The organism is Paenibacillus sp. PK1-4R, assembly GCF_030369595.1.
Lineage (GTDB): Bacteria > Bacillota > Bacilli > Paenibacillales > Paenibacillaceae > Paenibacillus.
Genome location: NZ_CP126535.1, coordinates 5,595,259 through 5,615,579 on the forward strand (window position 1 = coordinate 5,595,259; position 20,321 = coordinate 5,615,579).

Below are 20,321 nucleotides of genomic sequence, written 5' to 3' on the forward strand. Positions count from 1 at the left end.
TCCCGGCCAGAATTAAGGGAATATGATGGTTAACATTTCATTAATTCTTTTGCCATACGTGTGGTCTTTCAGTGTACGTTCGAGTCCACGAAGTGCAATCTCACGGCGTTCCTTTTCATGAGTAAGATAATATTCCACTTTGTCGAGTAACTCCTGTGGCGAGGAATATGTCTCAATCTCCACACCCGGTTTGTAGAAACGCGCAATGTCATCCCGGGCGTCGGTCAGCTGCAGCGTCGTGGACGCGGCAATTTCAAACGTTCTCGGGTTCGGTGAGGCTGGTGGGATTTTGAGGTGATTATTATTGACGGAATCATCTTCGTGGGATCGGTGCAGGTTGATGACAATTTTGGTGCCATTGTACACATCATTGGTCTCCGGCGGACTCATCCAGCGCCCGAGTTCAATCTTCTCGCCATAGGCAGTATAGTCAGGCAGACGGTCCCACCAGATTCCGTTAAATACCGTATTGTGTGACATCAACTGAGGCATGATCGGATTGAAGAAGTATACCCGGTTCCAATAGGCCGAGCCGATAAAGCTGACATCCCGTTTTAACGGGGAAGGAGTTGTAATCGGAAAGTAATGATTAGTGAATGCGGCAAAAGGGAGGTAGTGAACTGACGCGCAGCCGATTTGTCGATATAGATCGATACAGTTCAGTTCCAACGTGAAGACATGGTCAAAATGTGTCACAATATCCAGCGTCATATCTGTATAGTACGGGTCATCCGTGAGCCAGATCGCCGTCTGAATGCCCGCTTGGCGAATCGCATCGATATGCTCGATGGGGATATCCATTCCATCCAGCACAAGCACAAGATCAGGACGCGTCTGCAGCGCAATTTCAGATACCGGTTGACGCGGATCAGAGAGGGTTACTTGAGCTACCATACCCTGTAGCGTGGCCATAATGGCCTCATCCAACGGGGAGTAAGGGAAGCCTTTACCCGAGGATACATACAGCACGTGAAGCTGTCGGAAAGGCAACGGTTCCTGTGCGCAATTCACAATATAGTTGGCCCGACCGCGCAGATATCCTTCTTCCTTACCTGCGTCATATCCGGCATGTTGCCCATTTTTGCGTGCTTGATCAGCCAGGCTCAGTACGGGTGCATGAACCTTTTTGGTTTTACGGTGTTTGAGAGACATACCGCCACTCCTTTATTTTTTGGGATAGGGTTCTCGTTGATGCTGCACTTCAGACGGGGATTACAAATGTTCCAGCAACTGACCGATGCGGCGAGTGAATGTGTGCTGGTTCATCGTGGTGAGAAGTCCCCGCCACGCCATCGCCTGTCGTTCTTCTTCATGCTTCAGATAATAGTGGATCTTGCGCTGAAGTTCTGCTGCGTTGGTGAACGTCTCGATGTCATATCCCGGCTTATAATAACGGGGTAAATCTGCACGTGCATCCGTAATCTGCATTGTGCCGCAGGCGCTGATCTCATACGTGCGTGGATTAATCGAGTGACCTTCAAGATGATGTGTGTTGCGATTGTCTTCCCCATTCTCGCAAGTACGGTGAATGTTAATGACAATCTTGGCGCCATTGTAATAATCCACTGTCTCTCCAGGAGCAATCCATCCTTCGTGGATGAAACGGCCTAGTACATCAAAGCGTGCCAGCCGATTCCACTGGCTACCCGCAATGAATACCTTTTTGTCCGCAAGAAAAGGGGCCAGCTCGTCGAACAAAGCAATCCGGTTCCAGAATCCGGTACCGATAAAACAAATGTCGTGTTGATGCTGCGGTGCCGCGCGCCGCGGTTGAAACATGCCTGGATTCACCGCGAGTGGCATATAGATGACCTGGTTCGCTCCATGTGCCAGGTAGAAGGGCACCGCGGCCTCTTCATGCGTGAACACGACATCATAGTGCTGGCAAAGGGACGTTGTATCTTCGGTGAAATACGGATCATCCACAAACCACACGGCAGTTCGGATACCGAGTGCACGTATGCCATTCACCTGCTCCACATGATCTGCGGGAAATACATGCAGACCATTCATGACGAGCACAACATCGGGCCGATGCTGACTGGCTTCCTGCAACATCGCTGCTGGCGATCCAACAACGCATTCACGTACAGATTGCTGCAGAGCCAAGGTGACACCTTCATCGATGGCATCGAATCCTTGCGGGATATATAACACTTTCATATCCCGCAGGGTCGGTTCAAACATCTGCACCCGCTCCATCATGGCTTGACAGCCGCCAAATCTGCGGCCTTCTGCATATCCGCCGCGGTAAGCCGTTTCCGCTTCGGTCAGCGGACGGTGCTTTCGTTTTGCCACATTCTTCACCCTGTCTTCCTTCAGGAGATCTCACTTCCAGACTCTCCCCGAGATTGGTCTTCCCTCTAAAGGATATGCCTCGGGGTCAGATGCATCATGGACGGGTGTCCTGCAAGGCGCAAAATTGGCGCTTGCCCTCCACATCCGCCTGTACGGGCATGTCCGCTTTTGCGGCGATGCAAATAGCCCGGAGGGATCTGTCCCCCCGGGCTAACATCATTTGTTAGAAGATGTTCAAAAAGTCCGCTTTTGATTACGAAGGATGCCTATCGGCATCACCAGCATCGAATATGAAATTCAGCCGAAATGTCCGTTGCTCACGTAGCCTTCCCTACGCTCCGCTACTCCATTTCTAGCTTCATCCCATCTTCTCGGTACTGAAAACCGGTCTTTTTGAACTGGCACTGTTGGACAGGTATCATTCCATGCAGGAATAATCCTGTCTACTCGGTTACTGTGCTTTGTACGCCAGCTGATGTCCGTCCTCGAATCCCTTGGCGAAACCCGCGTTGAATCCCTCGTTGTACGCCTCGTTGTATCCCTGGCTGTACGCACCGTCCGGGTTCGGATCGGTAGGGGTAGCCGGGACGACTGGTTGTACGGGCTTTGGACTCCGGTGCCGCCGTACCGCACGTTTCTTTTTTTTGAGCCACGCACTGCGTCCTTTAAGTGGGCGTTTGTGAAGAACACGTTTGGCTCTGAGCGCACGCAGTTTGCGAATTTTGCGCAGACGGGCTCCACGGGTTACCAAAGCTCTTTTGGTTCTCAGTCGTATTTTCTTCTTCTTTAACATGTCAACATTCCTCCTGTATGTCCCGAACGATACGAATTGCACACCCGGGGTCTTTGAGCCACGGCAAGCCAGGCTCCCCATGCTGGATTCGGGCCAGCCTGATTCCCGTAACCATACGAGACATTTCTGCCTGATAGCGACTCAGCAAACGAATGTTCTCGGCCAGACTGCGGGCGGATACTTCCGAATGAGCGGTTACACTGGCTACACTGTCCAGAATGCGTGCCAGCGCCTGCTGACTGTGTGCAATGGATTCAATGAGCGCCAGTTTGGCTTCCTGCTCACGCCGCATCAGACTCATTTTCCCAGGTCTCCCAGATCCATGCCGCCAAACATGCCACCGTCCATACCGCCGCCATCTTCGCTATCGTTCTGCACCATCACCGCTTTGAGATTGTTGCACAGTCCGGTCTCCATCCGGGTTAATCCTTCCAGCAATTCCACTAGCTGATCATGCATTTTAAGCGGCTCGCCTACCTGATCCCCATGCGTCAGAAAGGTATCCCCATTCAAATGATTCAGCGTCCAGTTCCGTACCTTCTCGGCCTCAATCGCTTTTGCCTCCAGAATCAGGGCAATATTCCACTGCATTTTGGCTGCTGCGTCCAGCATCAGAATGAGGCTCTGTTCTCTACTCATGTTCCTTCACCCGCCTTCCGGGCTTATTCTTCTTCTTGAACCGCGATCTCCCGCATGACTTGGGTCAGCGTTTCGGCTACAGCCTCTTCCAGATCTGCAAGGCCCCCCAAGTAAGAGATAATGCTTTTGTTGATTTGCCCAGAGCTATCCAGCAGACCGTCAACGCCATCCAACTCCGGTTCGATATCTGGCAAATGATTGATGATTTCAGACATGCGTACAGCGACTTGGCGTTTGGCATCCAGCACACGTGCGATCTGCTGGTGAGAGTGTGCAATATGTGTGATGATTTCATCGATTTTGCTCTGCATGGTCCTCCTCCTTACCGTCACGGCCTGCTTCACCCATAGAAAAACCCGGCCTATCAGCATTTGCCTGTTACAGCATATGCCGGGCCGGGATCGTCAGTTACTACAGCTTGCGCCTATATCGTCAGATGACATAACTCCAGTCGGAAGAATATCGACTGAGGAATTGGCGAGTACGTTCCTGCTTGGGACGTACAAACACCTCCTCCGGGGTTCCTTCCTCCACAACGGAACCTCCATCCATGAAAACAACCCGATTTGCCACCTCACGGGCAAACCCCATTTCATGGGTGACTACAATCATGGTGATCCCCTCCTGAGCAATGGAGCGGATGACAGACAACACCTCACCCACAAGCTCGGGGTCCAGCGCTGATGTCGGTTCATCAAACAAAATCACTTCGGGATTCAGTGCCAGTGCTCTGGCGATGCCCACCCGTTGCTGTTGTCCACCTGACAACATACTTGGATACTCATTGATTTTGGCAGACAGTCCGACTTGTTCAAGCACGCGCAAGGCACGCGTGCGGGCATCGGCTTTGGACATTTTCTGGGCAATAATTAATCCCTCGGTGACGTTATCCAGCACTGTCTTGTGTTTGAACAGATTATAATGCTGGAACACCATCGCCGTTTTTCGTCTCAACTGCACAATGTCATGTTTGCGTGCATGCTTGCAATCGACGCTTAATCCACTGATCTGAACCTCGCCCTCATCGGCACGTTCCAGAAAATTGACGCAGCGCAGCAGCGTTGTTTTACCTGATCCGCTCGGTCCAAGGATCGCTACGACATCGCCCTGTTCCACGGTCAGATCAATTCCCTTCAATACTTCCTGCTTGCCAAAAGTTTTGTGTATGTTTGTTAGTTTAATCATGACACGCCTCCTTTGCTGTACACGGCAACCCGACGCTCAAGCAGAGCAGTGATCCGCTCGGCAATGATGGTCAGCCCCCAGTAGATAAACGCTGCGGCGATAAAGGCCTCCAGAAACTTCAGACTGACGGATGCCACCACATCCGCTTTACCGAGTATGTCCATCTGAGACACGGTAAAAGCGAGTGTTGATCCATGCAGGAACCCAACAAACATACTGCACAGGTTAGGCAATACAGCCCCGATCGCTTGAGGGATGATGATACGCCTTAAAGCCTGGAATGTGCTCATGCCTACAGCGTGAGCCGCCTCCATCTGGCCGATATCCACAGCAAGAATACCTGAACGGATAATCTCGGACATATAAGCGCCCGCAGTGAGCGAGAAAGCAATCAGTACAAATACGAGAATTGGAATCGACGAGGATTGAAAAGCCCAACCGTAACGTTCCGCTAGCTTATCGATAATCATCGGAATGCCGTAATAGATGAGGAATAGATGCATCAGCATCGGTGTTCCACGCAGGAAAGAAACGTAGAAGTCAGCAATACGGTGAATCCACCGCACGCGATAGATACGGATCAGAGCTGTAGCCAGACCGATTCCGAAGCCTGCAATCAACGGAACAATCGTAATGACAAGTGTCAGTGGCAATGCCTTCAGGATTTGAAAAAAAGATGTATAGATAAACTGGAGATCAATCGACATATGCTCACCCCGCTATTCGTTTCAGTGAGAGTTCAAAAAGTCTGGTTTTCAGTACCGAGAAGATGGAATGAAGTTAGAAATGGAGTAGCGGAGCGTAGGGAAAACTACGTGAGCAACGGACATTTCGGCTGAATTTCAACTTCGATGCTGATGATGCCGCCAGGCATGATTCGTAATCAAAAGCGGACTTTTTGAACAACCTCTTTCAGGCGTTTGGCTCGAATTGCCGGTTTGCGTACAACTCTCTTGCGTTCATGACGCTGGAGTCTGCGTTCTGCAAAGGCAAATCCTTTTTCAAGCACAATGACAATGACATAATAGACCACAGACAGACTGATATACACCTCAAGTGCGTGCGATGTAGCCGAAATTAACGTCTGCCCTCTGCCCACCATATCCATGACACCAATGGAGAAGGCCAAAGAAGTATCCTTCAATGAACCGATTAACGTATTGGCCATGTTCGGAAAAGCAACAATCAGTGCCTGTGGAACAACAATCCGCCGAAAAGACTGGAATGTGGTCATACCTGCAGCATAGGCTGCTTCCGTCTGGCCTTTATCCACACTGCGCACCGCTCCGCGAAAGATCTCGGCAAAGGATGCCGCATCACTAAGCGCATAGGTCACAATGACAAATAACAACGGGTCGGTTCTCGACAGGTCGATGCCAATGGGTTTGAGCAGCTCGGGAAATCCGTAATACACCAGGAACAATTTGATCAGGATCGGTGTGCCCCGCATGAATGAGACGTACAGGGTAGCCAACTGGCTTAGTACCGGAATCCGATACAGCCGGGGAACGGCCAGAAGCACGCCGCCCACCAGTCCGAGCACGATGGAACCACCCAGTACAATCAGTGTTATATGCAAATATCGTAGCAGTTCCGGGATGAAATCCAGAACCAATGACAGATCAAATGATTTTCCCATTACCGCTGCACACCTTTCTCAGACTACTCTTCAACCGTATAGTCAGCTCCAAGCCACTCAGTGCTCAGTTTGCCTAACGTTCCATCTTCTTTGATCGCTTTGAGCGCTTCGTCCACTTTGGTTTTGAGCTCCTGCTCATCTTTGTTCAGAATGAAGTACACTTTGGAGTTGGAGAGGGCATCTCCTACCGTTTTCAACTGAGCATCAACCGCCTTATTCTGATAATCAATGGCAAACTGCGTGCTGATGGTGGCATCCACCCGGCCTGTTTTGATCTGGGTAATGGTATCCTCACCCGCTCCGGAATAAACGATATCAATCCCGTTGCCATTCGCTGCATTCCATTTCTCAGCAAGTACAGCCGCATTACTTGTAGCACCAACAATCAGTTTTTTCCCTTTGAGATCCTCAATCGATTTTACTTCCTCATTTTTCTGACTTACGACAATTTTATTTGGAAAAATATTATAGGCTTCATCATTAAACAGGAACTTGGCCTGTCTCTCATCATTCACTTCCATCTGGTGAGCGATCAGGTCAATTTTTTTCGTTTCCAGACTCAGCAGCAGGTTTTTGAAATCCATCGTGCTGAATTCGAATTCATATTCAGGCAAACGTTTGTCGATCTCCCGGATCAGTTCCACATCATAACCTGTTAACTTGCCATTCTCATCAATGAAGCAGACATTCGGGAATTGTGTACCTGTTCCTACAATGATCTTTTTCACTTTGGTGTCGCCTGCTGCCGAAGCAGATTCTGAATCATTACTTGCAGTTCCTGTGCTGCATCCAGCCAGTACCGCCAGCATTGTAATGAACAGCAGTGCTGTCCGGAATTTTTGAATCCCCCGTTTTTTAACCATTCCCAATCTCCTCCACAGGCTGTTATCACAGCGAATATGATGTGTACTCCCATTCCTCTACCCTATTAACAAACCATTCTTACTTGTATAGTCGGAATTAGGTTGAACAAAGAATATCATTACAAGTCATCTTAGGGCAATAACTAAACTAATAGGACATCCTGATATGGTTATAGGATTTCTCTATAGTACAAGAAAAAGCCATCCCCAATATCGATTGGTGGATGACTTCTTCTTGTATGACTCTCACTGATTATACCATTTTGGCGGTGCATCACTTGGTGTATACACTACTCATCTATCTGCGACTCGCCCATTTAATTTTACGTGCAACTTCCACTCGCTGTAATTGTAAGAGACCGATCCGTTCCTCGAACTTCTTGCGTTCGTCCATGGAATGAGCGGCATGAATCTGGTGGCACAGACCTGTCAGTTTGCTGTTGATGTAATCAAACCGTGTCCATAATTCCTCTTCAGGTGTGCGTTGCTGCTCCGTCGCCGTCTGAAATATTTTGAGTTGGCGGATAAGGGATTGTTGCCATTCCTGATCCTGAATTTGGATGGCAAAATGCAAAAGATCCAGATAGTCATCGATTTGCAACGAAACGCCGCAATCAGATTTAGTGTTCATCGTCGTCTCTCCTTATTTCAGTACTTGGCTGGAATCCATTACTTCTATCTTACAGGAACAAGACCACTGAAAGCGAGTACTGAACGATTAAATTTTGGGAAAATTTTTATTTTTTTATGTTAAAACAGCTTTACATTTCCATTAAGACCAATTTGGCAGGATATTGATATTGGTACATATGAAATTGGTAATAAAAACCCGCGTTAAGGAAAAAAGTTCTTTCCTCAAAACGAGTTTTTCATCATTTTATATATAATATTAACACATATCAAATTAGTCATTTTTTCCATCTCGCTGCTGTCTGGTCATCAGTAACATGATAAACGAGATGATGATAATGGAAATAGTCCATGCCCAAGCCATGGTCTGATTGCCCGAATCCACAGCGACATAGATTGCCGTGGGTACCGTTTGTGTTTTGCCTGGAATATTCCCTGCAATCATCAGTGTGGCTCCGAATTCCCCGAGTGCGCGGGCAAAGCCCAGGATGAAGGCGGTCATCAATGCTCTGCCTGCGAGCGGCAGGGAGATGTAACGAAAAACCTGCCACTCATCCGCCCCAATCGAACGACCCGCATCTTCCAGATCCCGATCCACACCACTGAATCCCGATTTCATCGTCTGATACACAAGTGGAAAAGCAACCACCACCGAAGCAATCACCGCAGCCCACCAGGTGAAAATAACCGGAGCGGAGAATATGGCTTCAATCCATTGTCCAAACAGACTTTTACGCCCCAGTATGACAAGTAACAGAAATCCAACCACCGTTGGGGGAAGGACTAGCGGCAGCATAAATGCCGTTTCCAGCAGGATCTTTCCCCGAAATGAAGAACGTGACATCTTCCAGGCTATCGCAATTCCGAGCACAGTGGCCACCACGCTGGATAACAGCGCAACCTGAAGTGACAAGCGCACCGGTGACCAGAATACGGACCAATCTATGGCATTCACATTCATTCCGGAATTGTGAATCCGTATTTCGCAAAGATATCGAGCACTTCAGGGGTTTGTAAATACGCATAAAATTGTTCGGCCTCTGTACGGTGTTTGGTTCCTTCAATAATGCCTATTGGATAATTGGCGGGTGTGTAACTGTTCTTGTCCACCTCAAACGCAATTTTCACCTGATCCGAAGTAAGAGCATCCGTTTTATATACAAATCCTGCATCAGCATTACCTGTCTCTACATATTGAAGAACCTGTCTAACGTCTTTCCCCTGCACAAGTTTGCTTTCCAGTTCATCCCACAGCTTGGCATTGGTCAGAGCTTCCTTGGCATAGGTTCCCGCAGGAACACTTTCCGGAATCCCAATGGCTACCGTCTTGATGGAGTCGCTGGTGAGATCCGTTTCACTGGTTACTGTGTGGGTCCCATCTGCTGGCACTATGGCCACCAGTGAATTCTGTAGCAAATTCTTCTGATCGCCCGATGCAATCAGGTTTTCATCCACTAGCGCATTCATATTTTTTGTTGCCGCCGATACAAAAACATCAGCCGGGGCACCCTGTTCAATCTGCTGTTGCAAGGCACCCGAGGCGCCAAAGTTAAAATTAAGTTCTATATAAGGATTAGCTAGCTCATAATTGGTTTCAATCTCTTTCATCGCATCGGTCAGACTGGCCGCCGCAGAGATTGTCAGATCTACCGTTTCCTGCGGATCAGTATTTCCTGCTGACGAACTTTCACCTGATGCCGTTGGCGTTGAGGTCGTTTGTTCTGCACCCGTGGATGTATCCGTAGTGCCCGTGCTTGCGCCACAACCAGCCAATACAAGAGCCAGTCCCAGTGACATACTTCCCAACACATATCCGATTCTCTTTCTCATTCATTTCTCCCCCAACGTTATCTTTGGTTATAACTAGTTATAATTGATTATATCTAATTATACACAAGACAAAAAAAATGGGAAGGTGATTAAGATCACATTTGATTTTTGTTATCTGTCCTATGCGTTTATTGCGTGTTCTCAGGTTTATGGCATCCCTCAATTAATGATATAGTACAAGAAACATTCATAACAAAACCATAATTGCTCTATACCTTTGAAGGAGGATCTTCACTTATGACGGAGGAGCAATCCTACACTACCGAAGAAATATCCAAGCTGCTCAAAATATCGAAACTGACGGTCTATGACCTGATCAAAAAGGGAGACCTCGTCGCATACCGTGTGGGTAAACAAATGCGAATTGATGCAACCGATCTGGAGGCATATAAACGTCGCTCCAAACAACTTCAGTCCTCAGGTCAGCGTATCCCGACTCCTCATCAGACCTCGGCATCAGGAACTCATCCAGGTCAGGGTGATTTTCAGGGAACTTCCTTACAATTGACTACACCTGTAGGGTCTGCGCATGCGATTACTCCAGCGAGTTCTGCTCATGCAATGACTGCTGTACCACGGCATCTGGTCATAACAGGTCAGGATGTCAGTCTGGATATCCTAATGCGCCATATGGAAAAACAAACTCGGGACATTCGTCCGCTACGCTCGTTCATGGGTAGTCTGGATGGGCTTATCTCGATGTATCGCGGTGAGTCCGATCTGGTCAGCACCCATCTGCTCGACGGAGATACCGGTGAGTATAATCTGCCGTATATTCGCAAAATTCTGACGGGACGATCTTATGTTGTGGTGAACCTGCTATCACGACCTGCCGGACTGTATGTACAGCGTGGTAATCCGCAGAACTTGCAGAATTGGACCGATCTGAGCAAGTCTGAACTTCGACTCGCTAACCGGGAGATAGGTTCTGGCGCGCGAGTATTGCTGGATGAGCAACTTCGACTGCATGGAATTCCTGCCGCAGGTCTGATCGGATATCAAGTCGAAGAAACCAGTCACATGGGCGTGGCGGCCAAAGTCAGTTCAGGCGAAGCTGATGTCGGAGTTGGCATTGAGAAGGCTGCGCGACTTGTGGGACAGGTTGATTTTATCCCGCTCGTTCAGGAACGTTATGATCTAGTCATGCTGAGGAAGCAAGGTAATGAAGCCTGGACAAAATCTGTCCTGCGGATTCTCCAATCGCCGGAGTTCAGGCAGGAACTGCAATCATTCGAGGGATATGATGTATCCCGGACAGGTGAAATTTTGTACGAAGCATAGTTATACGAAATAAGTTCATGCTAAATATATGTTACACATCACATCATGCATATACAAAACGCCTTGCAATGGCTGCAAGGCGTCTTTGGTGTTTCTTTCTATATATAACGCATATATGGATGAATGGATTGCTTAATGTGGCAAATCGATCTCAAAAATGAACACACCATACGCGGGCATGTTGATCTCATTCTGAAGTGTTGTACCTGACAGTAACTCTTTTGCTTGCTTCTTAAGCTTAATGGGTACTTGTTGATCCGAGTAGTTGAGTAAAAATAAATAAGCTTTATCCTTACCGGAACGGATACCAAGCTCAACTTCGGACGGTACCTCTACCAGGTCATCCACAGGTGAAGATAGCCCTATTTCATCCAGGAGAGCATCTACGACCGGTTCATTGTAAGCCGCTCCATAATACCATACTTGTCCCTGACCTACTGCACGTTTGGTCAATGCAGGACTACCTGCATAATATTCGGATGCATACTCGGCTACGACCTGTACGTCAGGATGCTCCACATGAAGAACTTCGTTAAATCCGGCCGTTGACGTTCCCTCCTGAAGTCGCTCACTCGCCCCATTCCATTGCAGCTCAGCTGCGGAAATGGTTCCTTTGATTAAGGTAAAGTCCTCTACGGTTACACCACACAACTCAGCGACAGCCCCAGGGAACGGTCTCATATAACAATGCCCCTTGAGATCCTTATATCCGGTGCGAGCACCGAAAAACAGAGTGCCTCCTTGACTGACATAGGCTTGGAGAAGTTCTGCTGTCTCGTCTGTCATGATGGCCGGGTGAGCATAGATGATCACCTTATATTCGGATAACTCTTCCAGTGTTGTCGTTGGTTGCAGTGTAACCATGTCCGTCGGAATATGACGATACTGGAGCTGCTTATACCAGGAGCGTATACTCTGTTGCTGAAGCGGACCGTGCCACTCGTCCAACTCCCCGTCCCAGATGTTATCGTAATCCTGCAGGATGGCAACATCGGCTTGATATGTAGTGCCCGCAATAACACGCCCGATCTTGGCAAACTCTTCCCCTACTTGTGCAACCTCGCGTACCCTTCTGTTGGGCTGATTATGGTAATCATTGATGCCATGCCAGTACATCTCGGTGCCAAATGTTGCCGTCCGCCAGCGGAAGTAGACGAGCAGATCTGTTCCATGAAGAACAGATTGATACGACCATAATCGGATCTGTCCCGGTCTTGGCGTACCCATGCCTATACTGTCGACCCAGCCTCCTGGCCCAGACTGTTGTTCCATGACGCAGAAATTCGGTGACATATTGCGTACGTTCGACAGTTTCATACTCCAGGCCCGATCTTGTAATGAGTTATCGTCTGTCCCTGGGAAGATCGTGGCAAACTGCGGATACGAATCATAGGAGAAGAAATCCAACAGGTCTTCTGTCATTTCATGATTATCCAAGTGTCCAAACGTACCGTTCGTTGTGATCCAATGTTTCGGATCCAGTTCCCGAATGATCTCCACCTGAAGTTTGGCAAATGAAATGGTATTTGCTGAGATGAATCTCTTTTCATCTAATGCCAGGTGAGGATTTGGCGATTGGCTGACCATATTTCGGGTAAGGTGAACTTGCTCCCAGTCGGAATAGGTCTGACTCCAGAAAACGGTTCCCCAAGCCTGGTTCAGGTTCTCCAACGATTCATAACGATTCTTAAGCCATTCACGGAAGGCGACATGGTCAGTCTCAGCATAGAAAACATCCATATGACAATTGAATTCGTTATCGATCTGCCATCCAATGAGAGCAGGATGATCTTTATAGGCAATCACCATATTACGCACGATTTTCTCACATTGCTGTCTGTAGATTGGGCTGCTGTAGTTGGTATGGCGTCGCATACCGTGTTGATACAATACCCCGTCCTTATTTGCGTTTAATACTTCAGGATATTTGGATGTTAACCATGCTGGTGGAGTTGCAGTAGGTGTTCCCAAAATAACGCTTAAACCGTATTGATGCGCCAGATCCAGTGCCTTCTGGAAAAAACTAAAATCGAACTGACTTTCTTCCGGTTCAAAGATGGACCATGCAAATTCAGCCATCCGAATAACTGTGATATTCATCTCTTTCATTCTACGGAAATCGTCCTCCCACAACGCTTCCGACCAGTGCTCAGGGTAATAACAGACCCCCATTTTTAATTCATCCAATTGGATTGATTTTGCCACCTTTAATTGCCCCCTTAACCTGCCATATTGCCTCCATTCTATTGGAACCTTCACATATAATAAATGACAAGATTATGCGACTTATAATAAAATATTGTCATTGCTGAATATTCAAATAACAGTGGGCTGAATCTATTTCAGTTCACTACATAAAAATATTGCGTTTAAATGGAGGATGCACGTGAAAGAACACATCTTTCTCCCCAAGCCGGTTTTCCCCAGACATGTATGTTTTCCCGATTTTATTGGAGGGTACAGTGATTTTCCGAAGCATCATGTGAATCGGGAATATCGAACGAAAGATATCAACTTAGATCAATGCTACAATTTGCACCTTGTCCTGGACGGTAAAGGATTCCTGGACACGGGAACCACTCGTTATGAGCTAACACGAGGTCAGGGATTCCTCTACGGCCCCGGTCTCAGACAAACCTACTACTCAGATTTGGATGATCCTTGGAGTATTCGTTGGATTCACTTCTACGGTATTCGTCTCGAAGAGCTGTTAAATGGAAAAGGCGTTGACGAGCCCTGGCTATTTCAATGTTCCAACTTTCCGGTGGTTACCGCGCTCATGGATCGATTACTGGAGCTAGGCAGAGGCTATCAGGTGGAGGACGAGCACAGTGTGGCAGCTACTCTATATGAACTTCTGACCCGATTGCAATCCGCAGCGAGCCAAATCAATGTTTCGTTAAATCACACTTCCGAGCGAATTCGTGAAGCAGGGAATTATATTCGTTCCCATAGTAACGAGCACATTACACTAGACCACGCTGCCGGGATTGCCGGATACAGTACAACATACTTTAGCCGAAAGTTCAGTCAGACGTTTGGAATCTCTTTCCCGGAATTCCTCTTGGAATCCAGGCTACTACATGCGAAACAACTGCTCGCGACAACCAACCTTTCCATTAAACAAATTACACTGGAAACGGGGTTCTCTCAGTCAAGCTACTTCATCCGATGTTTTAAAACCCAGGAAAACGTAACACCCATGCAATTTCGAATAATGCACAATCATTCGTTATAGTCAGATGTTCCTTGAACAAGCTGACGCAAAAGAAGACTCTGCATACAACATGCAGAGTCTTCTTCGGTCATTTTTCACAAATGCTCATTTGTATCTTCGTCCTCGTCAGCTTTATATTCCAATATATCTCCAGGCTGACAATCCAGTGCTTTACAGATGGCATCCAGAGTGGATAAACGGATCGCTTTTGCTTTTCCTGTTTTTAATATGGAAATATTGGCGATCGTGATCTCAACTCTCTCTGCAAGCTCGGTAACCGTCATTTTCCGCTTTGCCAACATCACATCAATATTGATTATAATGGCCATATATTCACCTCAGACCACTAGGTCATTTTCTGATTTGATATCAATCGCTTCCTGTAACAATCTTTGGAGCACAGCGGAAAACACTGCGATGACCAATGAAGCAAAAATAGGAACCATCCCCATAAGAATGAGGCCTGGGGCATCATCTTTCTCTGCTACAACATACACAAATGGCAACATCACAAAATAGAGACTACTGATTACAATAGCACAATATTTTATTGTTTTTAAGGATTTCACTGACATTAGAGAGAACGCTTCATTTTTGTCGATGTAGCTCAGCAGACGGAATGCTTGGTACAGTGCAACAATAAACGGAATAACTGACACATACATAATAATCACTATGGGGTATAGTGCACCTGCATAATTCGGATTCACCGGATTATTCGCTAACCAGGGTATACCGAATATACATAAGGCAAGAACGGGAACACCAATAAGAAACACTGCCAATTTTAAAAAAATGGTTGTACCTCGCTTCACAAAAAGCACCTCACTTGTTTTAAGTGATATGAATTTATCATAATATTTATCGTTTTACAATAAATTTTTATTGCAAAACAGATTTTATTTATTCTTTTGCCCATTAAGAAAGGAAGATCAAAAAATCGCATCTCTCTTTGCTTCAGTGATTCTTGGACACAAAAAAAGCCCAAAGATAGCCACTGGATGTGGTTATCTTTGAACTCGCTCATGTACGCCAGAACAGTCCAGCTTCATCCCGTTCCACCTGCTCGAGCACATTCTCAAAATCGGAACAAGGTGTAATATCATCTACCGGATTCCAGCTGCTCTGTTCATCTCTGGCATACACTTTCCACTGATTTTCTTCCCAGTAAAATCGGGCAATATGCATCTTATCCCATTGATACCGTTCCTCGGCGGGTCTTTCTTCGGTCAGGATCAATTCATTGTCATTCATCTCATATGTCAGCTTCACCATCGTACGCAGTGGCGCAGGTACCTTCTCGTGAATATATCCGTTCATTACGGACTCAATTCTCCGTAACGTAAACAAGTCCAGCATGAAGATGCACATCCTTTCAGCAAAATACCCAACCCTTGATCATTTTACCAGCTGGATTTAGTTACACCAGGAATCTGACCTTGATGAGCCAATTCACGGAACTTAATTCGAGATACCTTGAACTTGCGTAGATAACCCCGCGGGCGGCCTGTCACTTCACAACGGTTCTTCAAACGAGTCGGAGATGCATTCCGCGGCAATTTCTGCAATGCCTCGTAATCCCCTTTTTCCTTCAGTTCCCGGCGCAGGTCCGCATATTTTGCCACGATCGCCTGACGTTGCTTCTCACGTACCACTTTTGATTTTTTAGCCATGAATTACAGCTCCTTATCCATTGAATTTATGATTATGACATCATCTTCCGAGTTAAACGGCTTCCACAGGCCATGGCAGGGGATTGTCAAAATGACCCCAGTCGCCCAGCATTTCTTCGTCACTGAGTAGACACTGATCAAGCTCATCTTCAATACTGGCACGTTCCATGTCGATCCCAATCATGACAAGCTCTGTCTGCCGATCTCCCCACTGGGCATCCCATTTCTCCAGAACATCCGGCTCGTTACGCAAAATCTCTTGCTTGTCCGCTTCCGGCAACGCCGCGATCCAATGTCCCGCAGGACCAAATTGAATGGATGGTCCTGCCTGACTCAGGCTTGCAGCAACATCGCCTTCGGCCGCAAGCCATACCAAACCTTTGGCACGTACCACTTCTTCTGGCCAGTAACTCATGAATTCAGCCAGACGGGAAGGATGGAACGGCTTTCTGCGGCGATATACAAAGGAACCAATGCCATATTCCTCGGTTTCCGGTGTATGCGACTCCTTCTCCAACTCCTGAATCCATCCAGCGGACATGCTCACCTTCTCAAAATCAAAGCGGTCTGTGTTCAGAATCTCAGACGGATTCACCTGTCCGTTCTCAGTCCGAATGATCTTGGCGTTAGGCTGTAACTTGCGGATGACCCCTTCGAGCTTGTTCAGCTCGGTGTCATCGACCAGATCACATTTGTTCAGCAGCAGCACATCACAGGTTTCAATCTGATCAATCAACAAGTCTACGACATCACGGGTGTCCTCATCTCCGGTCGCCTGGTTACGATCCAGAAGACTCTGTCCTGATCCAAAATCATGCCAGAATCGATTGGCATCCACCACCGTTACCAGACAATCCAATCGGGCCAGACGAGTCAGATCAATACCCGACTCCTCATCGGCGTATGTAAAGGTCTGTGCAACGGGAACAGGTTCACTGATTCCGGTGGATTCGATCAAAATATAGTCATACTTGCCTTCGTTCACCAGCTTCTCAATCTCTTGCATCAGATCATCCCGCAAGGTGCAACAGATACAGCCGTTGGACAACTCCACCAACTTCTCTTCAGTTCGAGACAAGGTTGCCTCCCCCTTAACCAGCGCAGCATCAATATTGACCTCGCTCATGTCGTTAACGATCACGGCAACCTTAAGCCCTTGTCTGTTGTTCAACACATGATTCAAAACCGTCGTTTTCCCTGAACCGAGGTAACCACTCAGTACGGTTACCGGAACTTGCTTTTGTGTCATAGAAATCTACTCCTTATATGTGCAGTCTGCGTAATCCAGACTTTAATAGTAATTATTACGATTAACAACAATGACTATAATCCTGTTGGACGGTCGTTGTCAAACTATTTTTGATTCAACCTGCAAAAAAAGGTTGATGACCGCCCCTTACACTTTCGCATCCTGATGATACGTTTTGGCAAGAAGTGAGTCATAAACCTCCTCTGTAAATATTCGCACTACATGCGGGATAGGCTAGACAGCGGAACTATCAATATAAATTAGAAGTACGCCTGTACCGGGACATATTCAACAAAACTATATAGATTGAACTGAACATTTACACGAAACGGAGAGGACAGAAAAAACCTGAAGAAGCGGAGCTACAAGCTTTCTGCAAGAAAGCTACTTCGAAAGCATACACTTCGCCTACAAGCTTTCTGCAAGAAAGCTACATCGGAAGCATACGCTATCCCCGGATTTAACCTTATAAAAAGGAATCAAAAAAATCTGGGGATAACTGCGATCGGAAGGTTGTTCTGTCATCGGAGTGATCCGTGTAAATGTTCTTTAGTTCAATTTATATAGTCACCACAGATCTGGCCTTATTGCCCGCTTCCATCCGTTGCCTGAACACCAACACCAGTACCATCGCTGCAATAGACAGCAACGTGCAGATCATAAACATGGTCGAATACGAACTCACCTGTACAATGAGCCCCATCGCCAGTCCTCCCAGAGAGAATCCAAGGTCATACGAGGACATGAAGATCCCCATGAGTACATATCTGGAATCCGCAGGCAGCACAAAAGACAGATATGTGGTTAATGTCGGGTACAACAGTGCCAAGGCAAAACCGCTGAACACCGCGGAGAGATACACCAATGGCCCGATGATCTCCATCAGGCTGAGTAACTGGGTTCCCAGTGCTGCACACAGCATTAATCCTGCCATCAGCCAGGTATTCCAGCTACCGTCGGACGGAATTTTTTTACGTAAAATAAACCTGCACAGGATCACAACCAATCCCTGAATCGTCAGAAATACCCCAGCACTCGCCGTTCCGGTGGATACCATATACAAGGGAAGGAAGGTCGCTGTTGCCCCAAAAACGCAGGACGCAAACAGCATCACCACACTACTGATCAGCAGTGGCGTACTGCGCCAGATGCCGCCGAATGAACGACACATATCACCCAAGGTATACGATTTGTTCTGCACGGTACTCCGGGGCAGATCCACATTATATCCAATCAGAAGTGGCAGCGCCGCCAGTCCGATCATCAGCAGCGTAAACGCTAGATCACTGGCATTTTCCCAGATTTGTATGGCGAGGATCGGAATGACCAGAGAAGGAACCATCGTAAACAGGGTGTACATGGACAGCCCTTGTGCCCGGTCTTTGTCCTCCAGCTTTTCCACAATGCCTGCCTGCATCGTCATGGAGAAAAAGGCCGTAGCCACCCCTTGCAGGGCTCGCAACCACAGATACGTCTCCACACCAAAAACAACAAACAGCAGCAACGTCCCGGCATGTAAAAGTAATAACCATTGCATCACACGAAGCGGCCCATGCTTGCCCAGCAGCTGTGCTGCAAAAGGTCTCAAGAGCATACAGGTGAACATGTATGCCCCCATCATCAGACCAATCTCAGCCTGATTCAATCCGGCGGCCTCGCTTCGCAAAGGCAGAATAATCGTCAAAGCAGAATTCGCCGCAAAAAATAAAAAGGCCAGCATATAAAACCGGATAAAGGAAAAGGATACCGGATTTAATTTTCCATTGGATGTTGCCGTCATTGAAGACTTCAAACGTTCGTCACCACTTTCTCTTCTGGCAGTCAACTCACAGATGTACCTGTAACGGGTCTCCGCCGTTCATAGGCAAAAACGATCATTACCGCTCCTAGGATAGCACACATCATGTACATAAATGAATAGGAAGAGAAGTCAGCGACGGGTCCCATAATCACACCACCCAGAGAAATACCCAGATCCGCCATCGCGATAAATAAACCGATCAGAACGTTTCGATTCAGCTTAGGCAACACAAAAGATAAATAGGTCGTGAGTGTCGGATACAGGATCGCCTGACCGATTCCCATAAATACAGCGCCCACATAGAAAAAGACCACTCCGCCTGTCACGGCAAAACTGACACATTGCGCAGCTACGGCGAGCAGACACATGGTGCCCATCATGAAAGGAGAATGCCAACTGCCATCGGAAGGAATCCTTTTTCGAAGCATAATTCGAGCCAGCACCACCGTTCCTGCCTGAAGCATCAGATATACGCCGGCATTCCCGTTTGGTACTTGGCTCGCATACAGGGGAATAAAGGTGGTAATCGCGCCAAATACAACGGAAGCAGCGAGCATTAACACACTGCAACGAAATAAATATGGATTCTTCACCAACTGCCCAAAGGATTCCCACATGCTCACATTCTGCTCCGATGGATCCACAGCAGGCTGCTCCTTGTTTGGTTCCATTTTGGCGGTATATCCGAAGATGCCCGTACAGACAGCAATGCCGATCAGAACCACTGTAAAATAATCCATGCCTCCCGCCTGCCATATCCCCAATGCGAGCACAGGCCCCACGATCCCCGGTATGTAACTGAATAGCGAATAATAGGAAATACCCTGAGACCGATCTTTCTCCGGAAGAGCATCAATAATGCCAATCTGCAAAGCCATGGAGAAGAAAGCCGTGGATACCCCCTGAAGAATACGAGCAAGCAAATAACCTCCAAGTCCCGTAAAGGTATATAAAATCAGCGCAAATCCATTGATAATCAGAATCAGACGTAATATTTTGATCGGTCCGTGCTTTTGAATAATCCGACCTGCCCAGGGTCTGAAGAACATCGTTGTAAACATATAAGCGCCCATGATCAGTCCAATCGTTGTACCGCTCGCACCCAAGGACTCCCCTTGTAATGGGATGATCACGTTAAGAATGGCATTGGCACTGAAATATAGAAGAACCAATATGTACAAACGTAGAAAAGGCCAAGACATCGCTCCACTCACAATGGGGCT

At 47.4% G+C, this 20,321-nt stretch carries 23 protein-coding genes; 2 read left to right on the top strand and 21 right to left on the bottom strand.

Going from position 1 to position 20,321, the window contains the following annotated elements; genetic code table 11:
• Positions 1 to 12: 12 nt before the first annotated feature.
• From QNO02_RS24315 to modA, 13 genes are all read right to left on the bottom strand, one after another.
• On the bottom strand, positions 13 to 1,152 hold the full coding sequence (locus QNO02_RS24315) for a CgeB family protein (RefSeq protein ID WP_091020900.1): 1,140 nt from the start codon (positions 1,150 to 1,152) through the stop codon (positions 13 to 15).
• 60 nt (positions 1,153 to 1,212) lie between these two features.
• Complete coding sequence (locus QNO02_RS24320; RefSeq protein ID WP_091020899.1) at positions 1,213 to 2,307, bottom strand: CgeB family protein; 1,095 nt, start codon at positions 2,305 to 2,307, stop codon at positions 1,213 to 1,215.
• A gap of 442 nt (positions 2,308 to 2,749) precedes the next feature.
• A complete protein-coding gene (locus QNO02_RS24325; protein ID WP_133387074.1) occupies positions 2,750 to 3,091 on the bottom strand; it encodes a FliH/SctL family protein in 342 nt (113 codons plus the stop codon).
• 1 nt (position 3,092) lies between these two features.
• Positions 3,093 to 3,392, bottom strand: coding sequence for a hypothetical protein (locus QNO02_RS24330; protein ID WP_017692511.1), 300 nt, complete (start codon positions 3,390 to 3,392; stop codon positions 3,093 to 3,095).
• Positions 3,389 to 3,730 carry an alpha-helical endospore appendage domain-containing protein gene (locus tag QNO02_RS24335; protein ID WP_289390277.1) on the bottom strand — a complete coding sequence of 114 codons (342 nt, stop codon included), beginning with the start codon at positions 3,728 to 3,730 and terminating at the stop codon, positions 3,389 to 3,391. Before QNO02_RS24335 ends, QNO02_RS24330 begins: the two co-directional genes overlap by 4 nt.
• Before the next feature lie 23 nt (positions 3,731 to 3,753).
• Positions 3,754 to 4,041: a hypothetical protein gene (locus tag QNO02_RS24340; protein WP_017692509.1), complete on the bottom strand. Its 288-nt coding sequence runs from the start codon at positions 4,039 to 4,041 to the stop codon at positions 3,754 to 3,756.
• Between the two features lie 121 nt (positions 4,042 to 4,162).
• A complete protein-coding gene (locus QNO02_RS24345) occupies positions 4,163 to 4,915 on the bottom strand; it encodes an amino acid ABC transporter ATP-binding protein (protein ID WP_289390278.1) in 753 nt (250 codons plus the stop codon).
• Positions 4,912 to 5,622, bottom strand: coding sequence for an amino acid ABC transporter permease (locus QNO02_RS24350; protein WP_036673453.1), 711 nt, complete (start codon positions 5,620 to 5,622; stop codon positions 4,912 to 4,914). Before QNO02_RS24350 ends, QNO02_RS24345 begins: the two co-directional genes overlap by 4 nt.
• Before the next feature lie 176 nt (positions 5,623 to 5,798).
• Entirely contained in the window at positions 5,799 to 6,554 is a 756-nt protein-coding gene (locus QNO02_RS24355) for an amino acid ABC transporter permease (protein WP_289390279.1), read from the bottom strand.
• A 23-nt stretch (positions 6,555 to 6,577) separates the two neighbouring features.
• Positions 6,578 to 7,399 carry a transporter substrate-binding domain-containing protein gene (locus tag QNO02_RS24360; RefSeq protein WP_036673581.1) on the bottom strand — a complete coding sequence of 274 codons (822 nt, stop codon included), beginning with the start codon at positions 7,397 to 7,399 and terminating at the stop codon, positions 6,578 to 6,580.
• Positions 7,400 to 7,715: 316 nt separating this feature from the next.
• Positions 7,716 to 8,048 (bottom strand): hypothetical protein, encoded by a 333-nt coding sequence (locus QNO02_RS24365; RefSeq protein WP_017692504.1) that lies wholly within the window; start codon positions 8,046 to 8,048, stop codon positions 7,716 to 7,718.
• 273 nt (positions 8,049 to 8,321) lie between these two features.
• Positions 8,322 to 9,008, bottom strand: coding sequence for a molybdate ABC transporter permease subunit (gene modB, locus QNO02_RS24370; RefSeq protein ID WP_206105818.1), 687 nt, complete (start codon positions 9,006 to 9,008; stop codon positions 8,322 to 8,324).
• Positions 9,005 to 9,877, bottom strand: a complete 873-nt coding sequence (gene modA / locus QNO02_RS24375) for a molybdate ABC transporter substrate-binding protein (protein ID WP_289390280.1) — start codon at positions 9,875 to 9,877, stop codon at positions 9,005 to 9,007. Before modA ends, modB begins: the two co-directional genes overlap by 4 nt.
• Before the next feature lie 237 nt (positions 9,878 to 10,114).
• On the opposite strand from modA, the gene QNO02_RS24380 reads away from it, so the two are divergent.
• Positions 10,115 to 11,158 carry a helix-turn-helix transcriptional regulator gene (locus QNO02_RS24380; protein ID WP_249912876.1) on the top strand — a complete coding sequence of 348 codons (1,044 nt, stop codon included), beginning with the start codon at positions 10,115 to 10,117 and terminating at the stop codon, positions 11,156 to 11,158.
• 132 nt (positions 11,159 to 11,290) lie between these two features.
• On the opposite strand, the gene QNO02_RS24385 is transcribed toward QNO02_RS24380, so the two are convergent.
• Positions 11,291 to 13,363: a beta-galactosidase gene (locus tag QNO02_RS24385; RefSeq protein WP_289390281.1), complete on the bottom strand. Its 2,073-nt coding sequence runs from the start codon at positions 13,361 to 13,363 to the stop codon at positions 11,291 to 11,293.
• A 175-nt stretch (positions 13,364 to 13,538) separates the two neighbouring features.
• Here QNO02_RS24385 and QNO02_RS24390 point away from each other — a divergent pair, with 175 nt between their 5' ends.
• Positions 13,539 to 14,396, top strand: coding sequence for a helix-turn-helix transcriptional regulator (locus tag QNO02_RS24390; RefSeq protein WP_289390282.1), 858 nt, complete (start codon positions 13,539 to 13,541; stop codon positions 14,394 to 14,396).
• A gap of 74 nt (positions 14,397 to 14,470) precedes the next feature.
• Here QNO02_RS24390 and QNO02_RS24395 read toward each other — a convergent pair whose 3' ends face one another.
• From QNO02_RS24395 to cntE (QNO02_RS24425), 7 genes are all read right to left on the bottom strand, one after another.
• A complete protein-coding gene (locus QNO02_RS24395; RefSeq protein WP_076211193.1) occupies positions 14,471 to 14,704 on the bottom strand; it encodes a helix-turn-helix domain-containing protein in 234 nt (77 codons plus the stop codon).
• Positions 14,705 to 14,713: 9 nt separating this feature from the next.
• Positions 14,714 to 15,190: a DUF2975 domain-containing protein gene (locus QNO02_RS24400; protein WP_289390283.1), complete on the bottom strand. Its 477-nt coding sequence runs from the start codon at positions 15,188 to 15,190 to the stop codon at positions 14,714 to 14,716.
• A 208-nt stretch (positions 15,191 to 15,398) separates the two neighbouring features.
• Complete coding sequence (locus QNO02_RS24405; protein WP_165980400.1) at positions 15,399 to 15,734, bottom strand: DUF3024 domain-containing protein; 336 nt, start codon at positions 15,732 to 15,734, stop codon at positions 15,399 to 15,401.
• A gap of 44 nt (positions 15,735 to 15,778) precedes the next feature.
• Positions 15,779 to 16,048, bottom strand: coding sequence for a 30S ribosomal protein S14 (gene rpsN / locus QNO02_RS24410; protein WP_036605831.1), 270 nt, complete (start codon positions 16,046 to 16,048; stop codon positions 15,779 to 15,781).
• A gap of 52 nt (positions 16,049 to 16,100) precedes the next feature.
• Positions 16,101 to 17,297: a GTP-binding protein gene (locus tag QNO02_RS24415; RefSeq protein ID WP_289390284.1), complete on the bottom strand. Its 1,197-nt coding sequence runs from the start codon at positions 17,295 to 17,297 to the stop codon at positions 16,101 to 16,103.
• A 559-nt stretch (positions 17,298 to 17,856) separates the two neighbouring features.
• A complete protein-coding gene (gene cntE / locus QNO02_RS24420; protein WP_502921839.1) occupies positions 17,857 to 19,089 on the bottom strand; it encodes a staphylopine family metallophore export MFS transporter CntE in 1,233 nt (410 codons plus the stop codon).
• A gap of 29 nt (positions 19,090 to 19,118) precedes the next feature.
• Positions 19,119 to 20,312, bottom strand: coding sequence for a staphylopine family metallophore export MFS transporter CntE (gene cntE, locus QNO02_RS24425; protein ID WP_133387065.1), 1,194 nt, complete (start codon positions 20,310 to 20,312; stop codon positions 19,119 to 19,121).
• Positions 20,313 to 20,321: the final 9 nt, after the last annotated feature.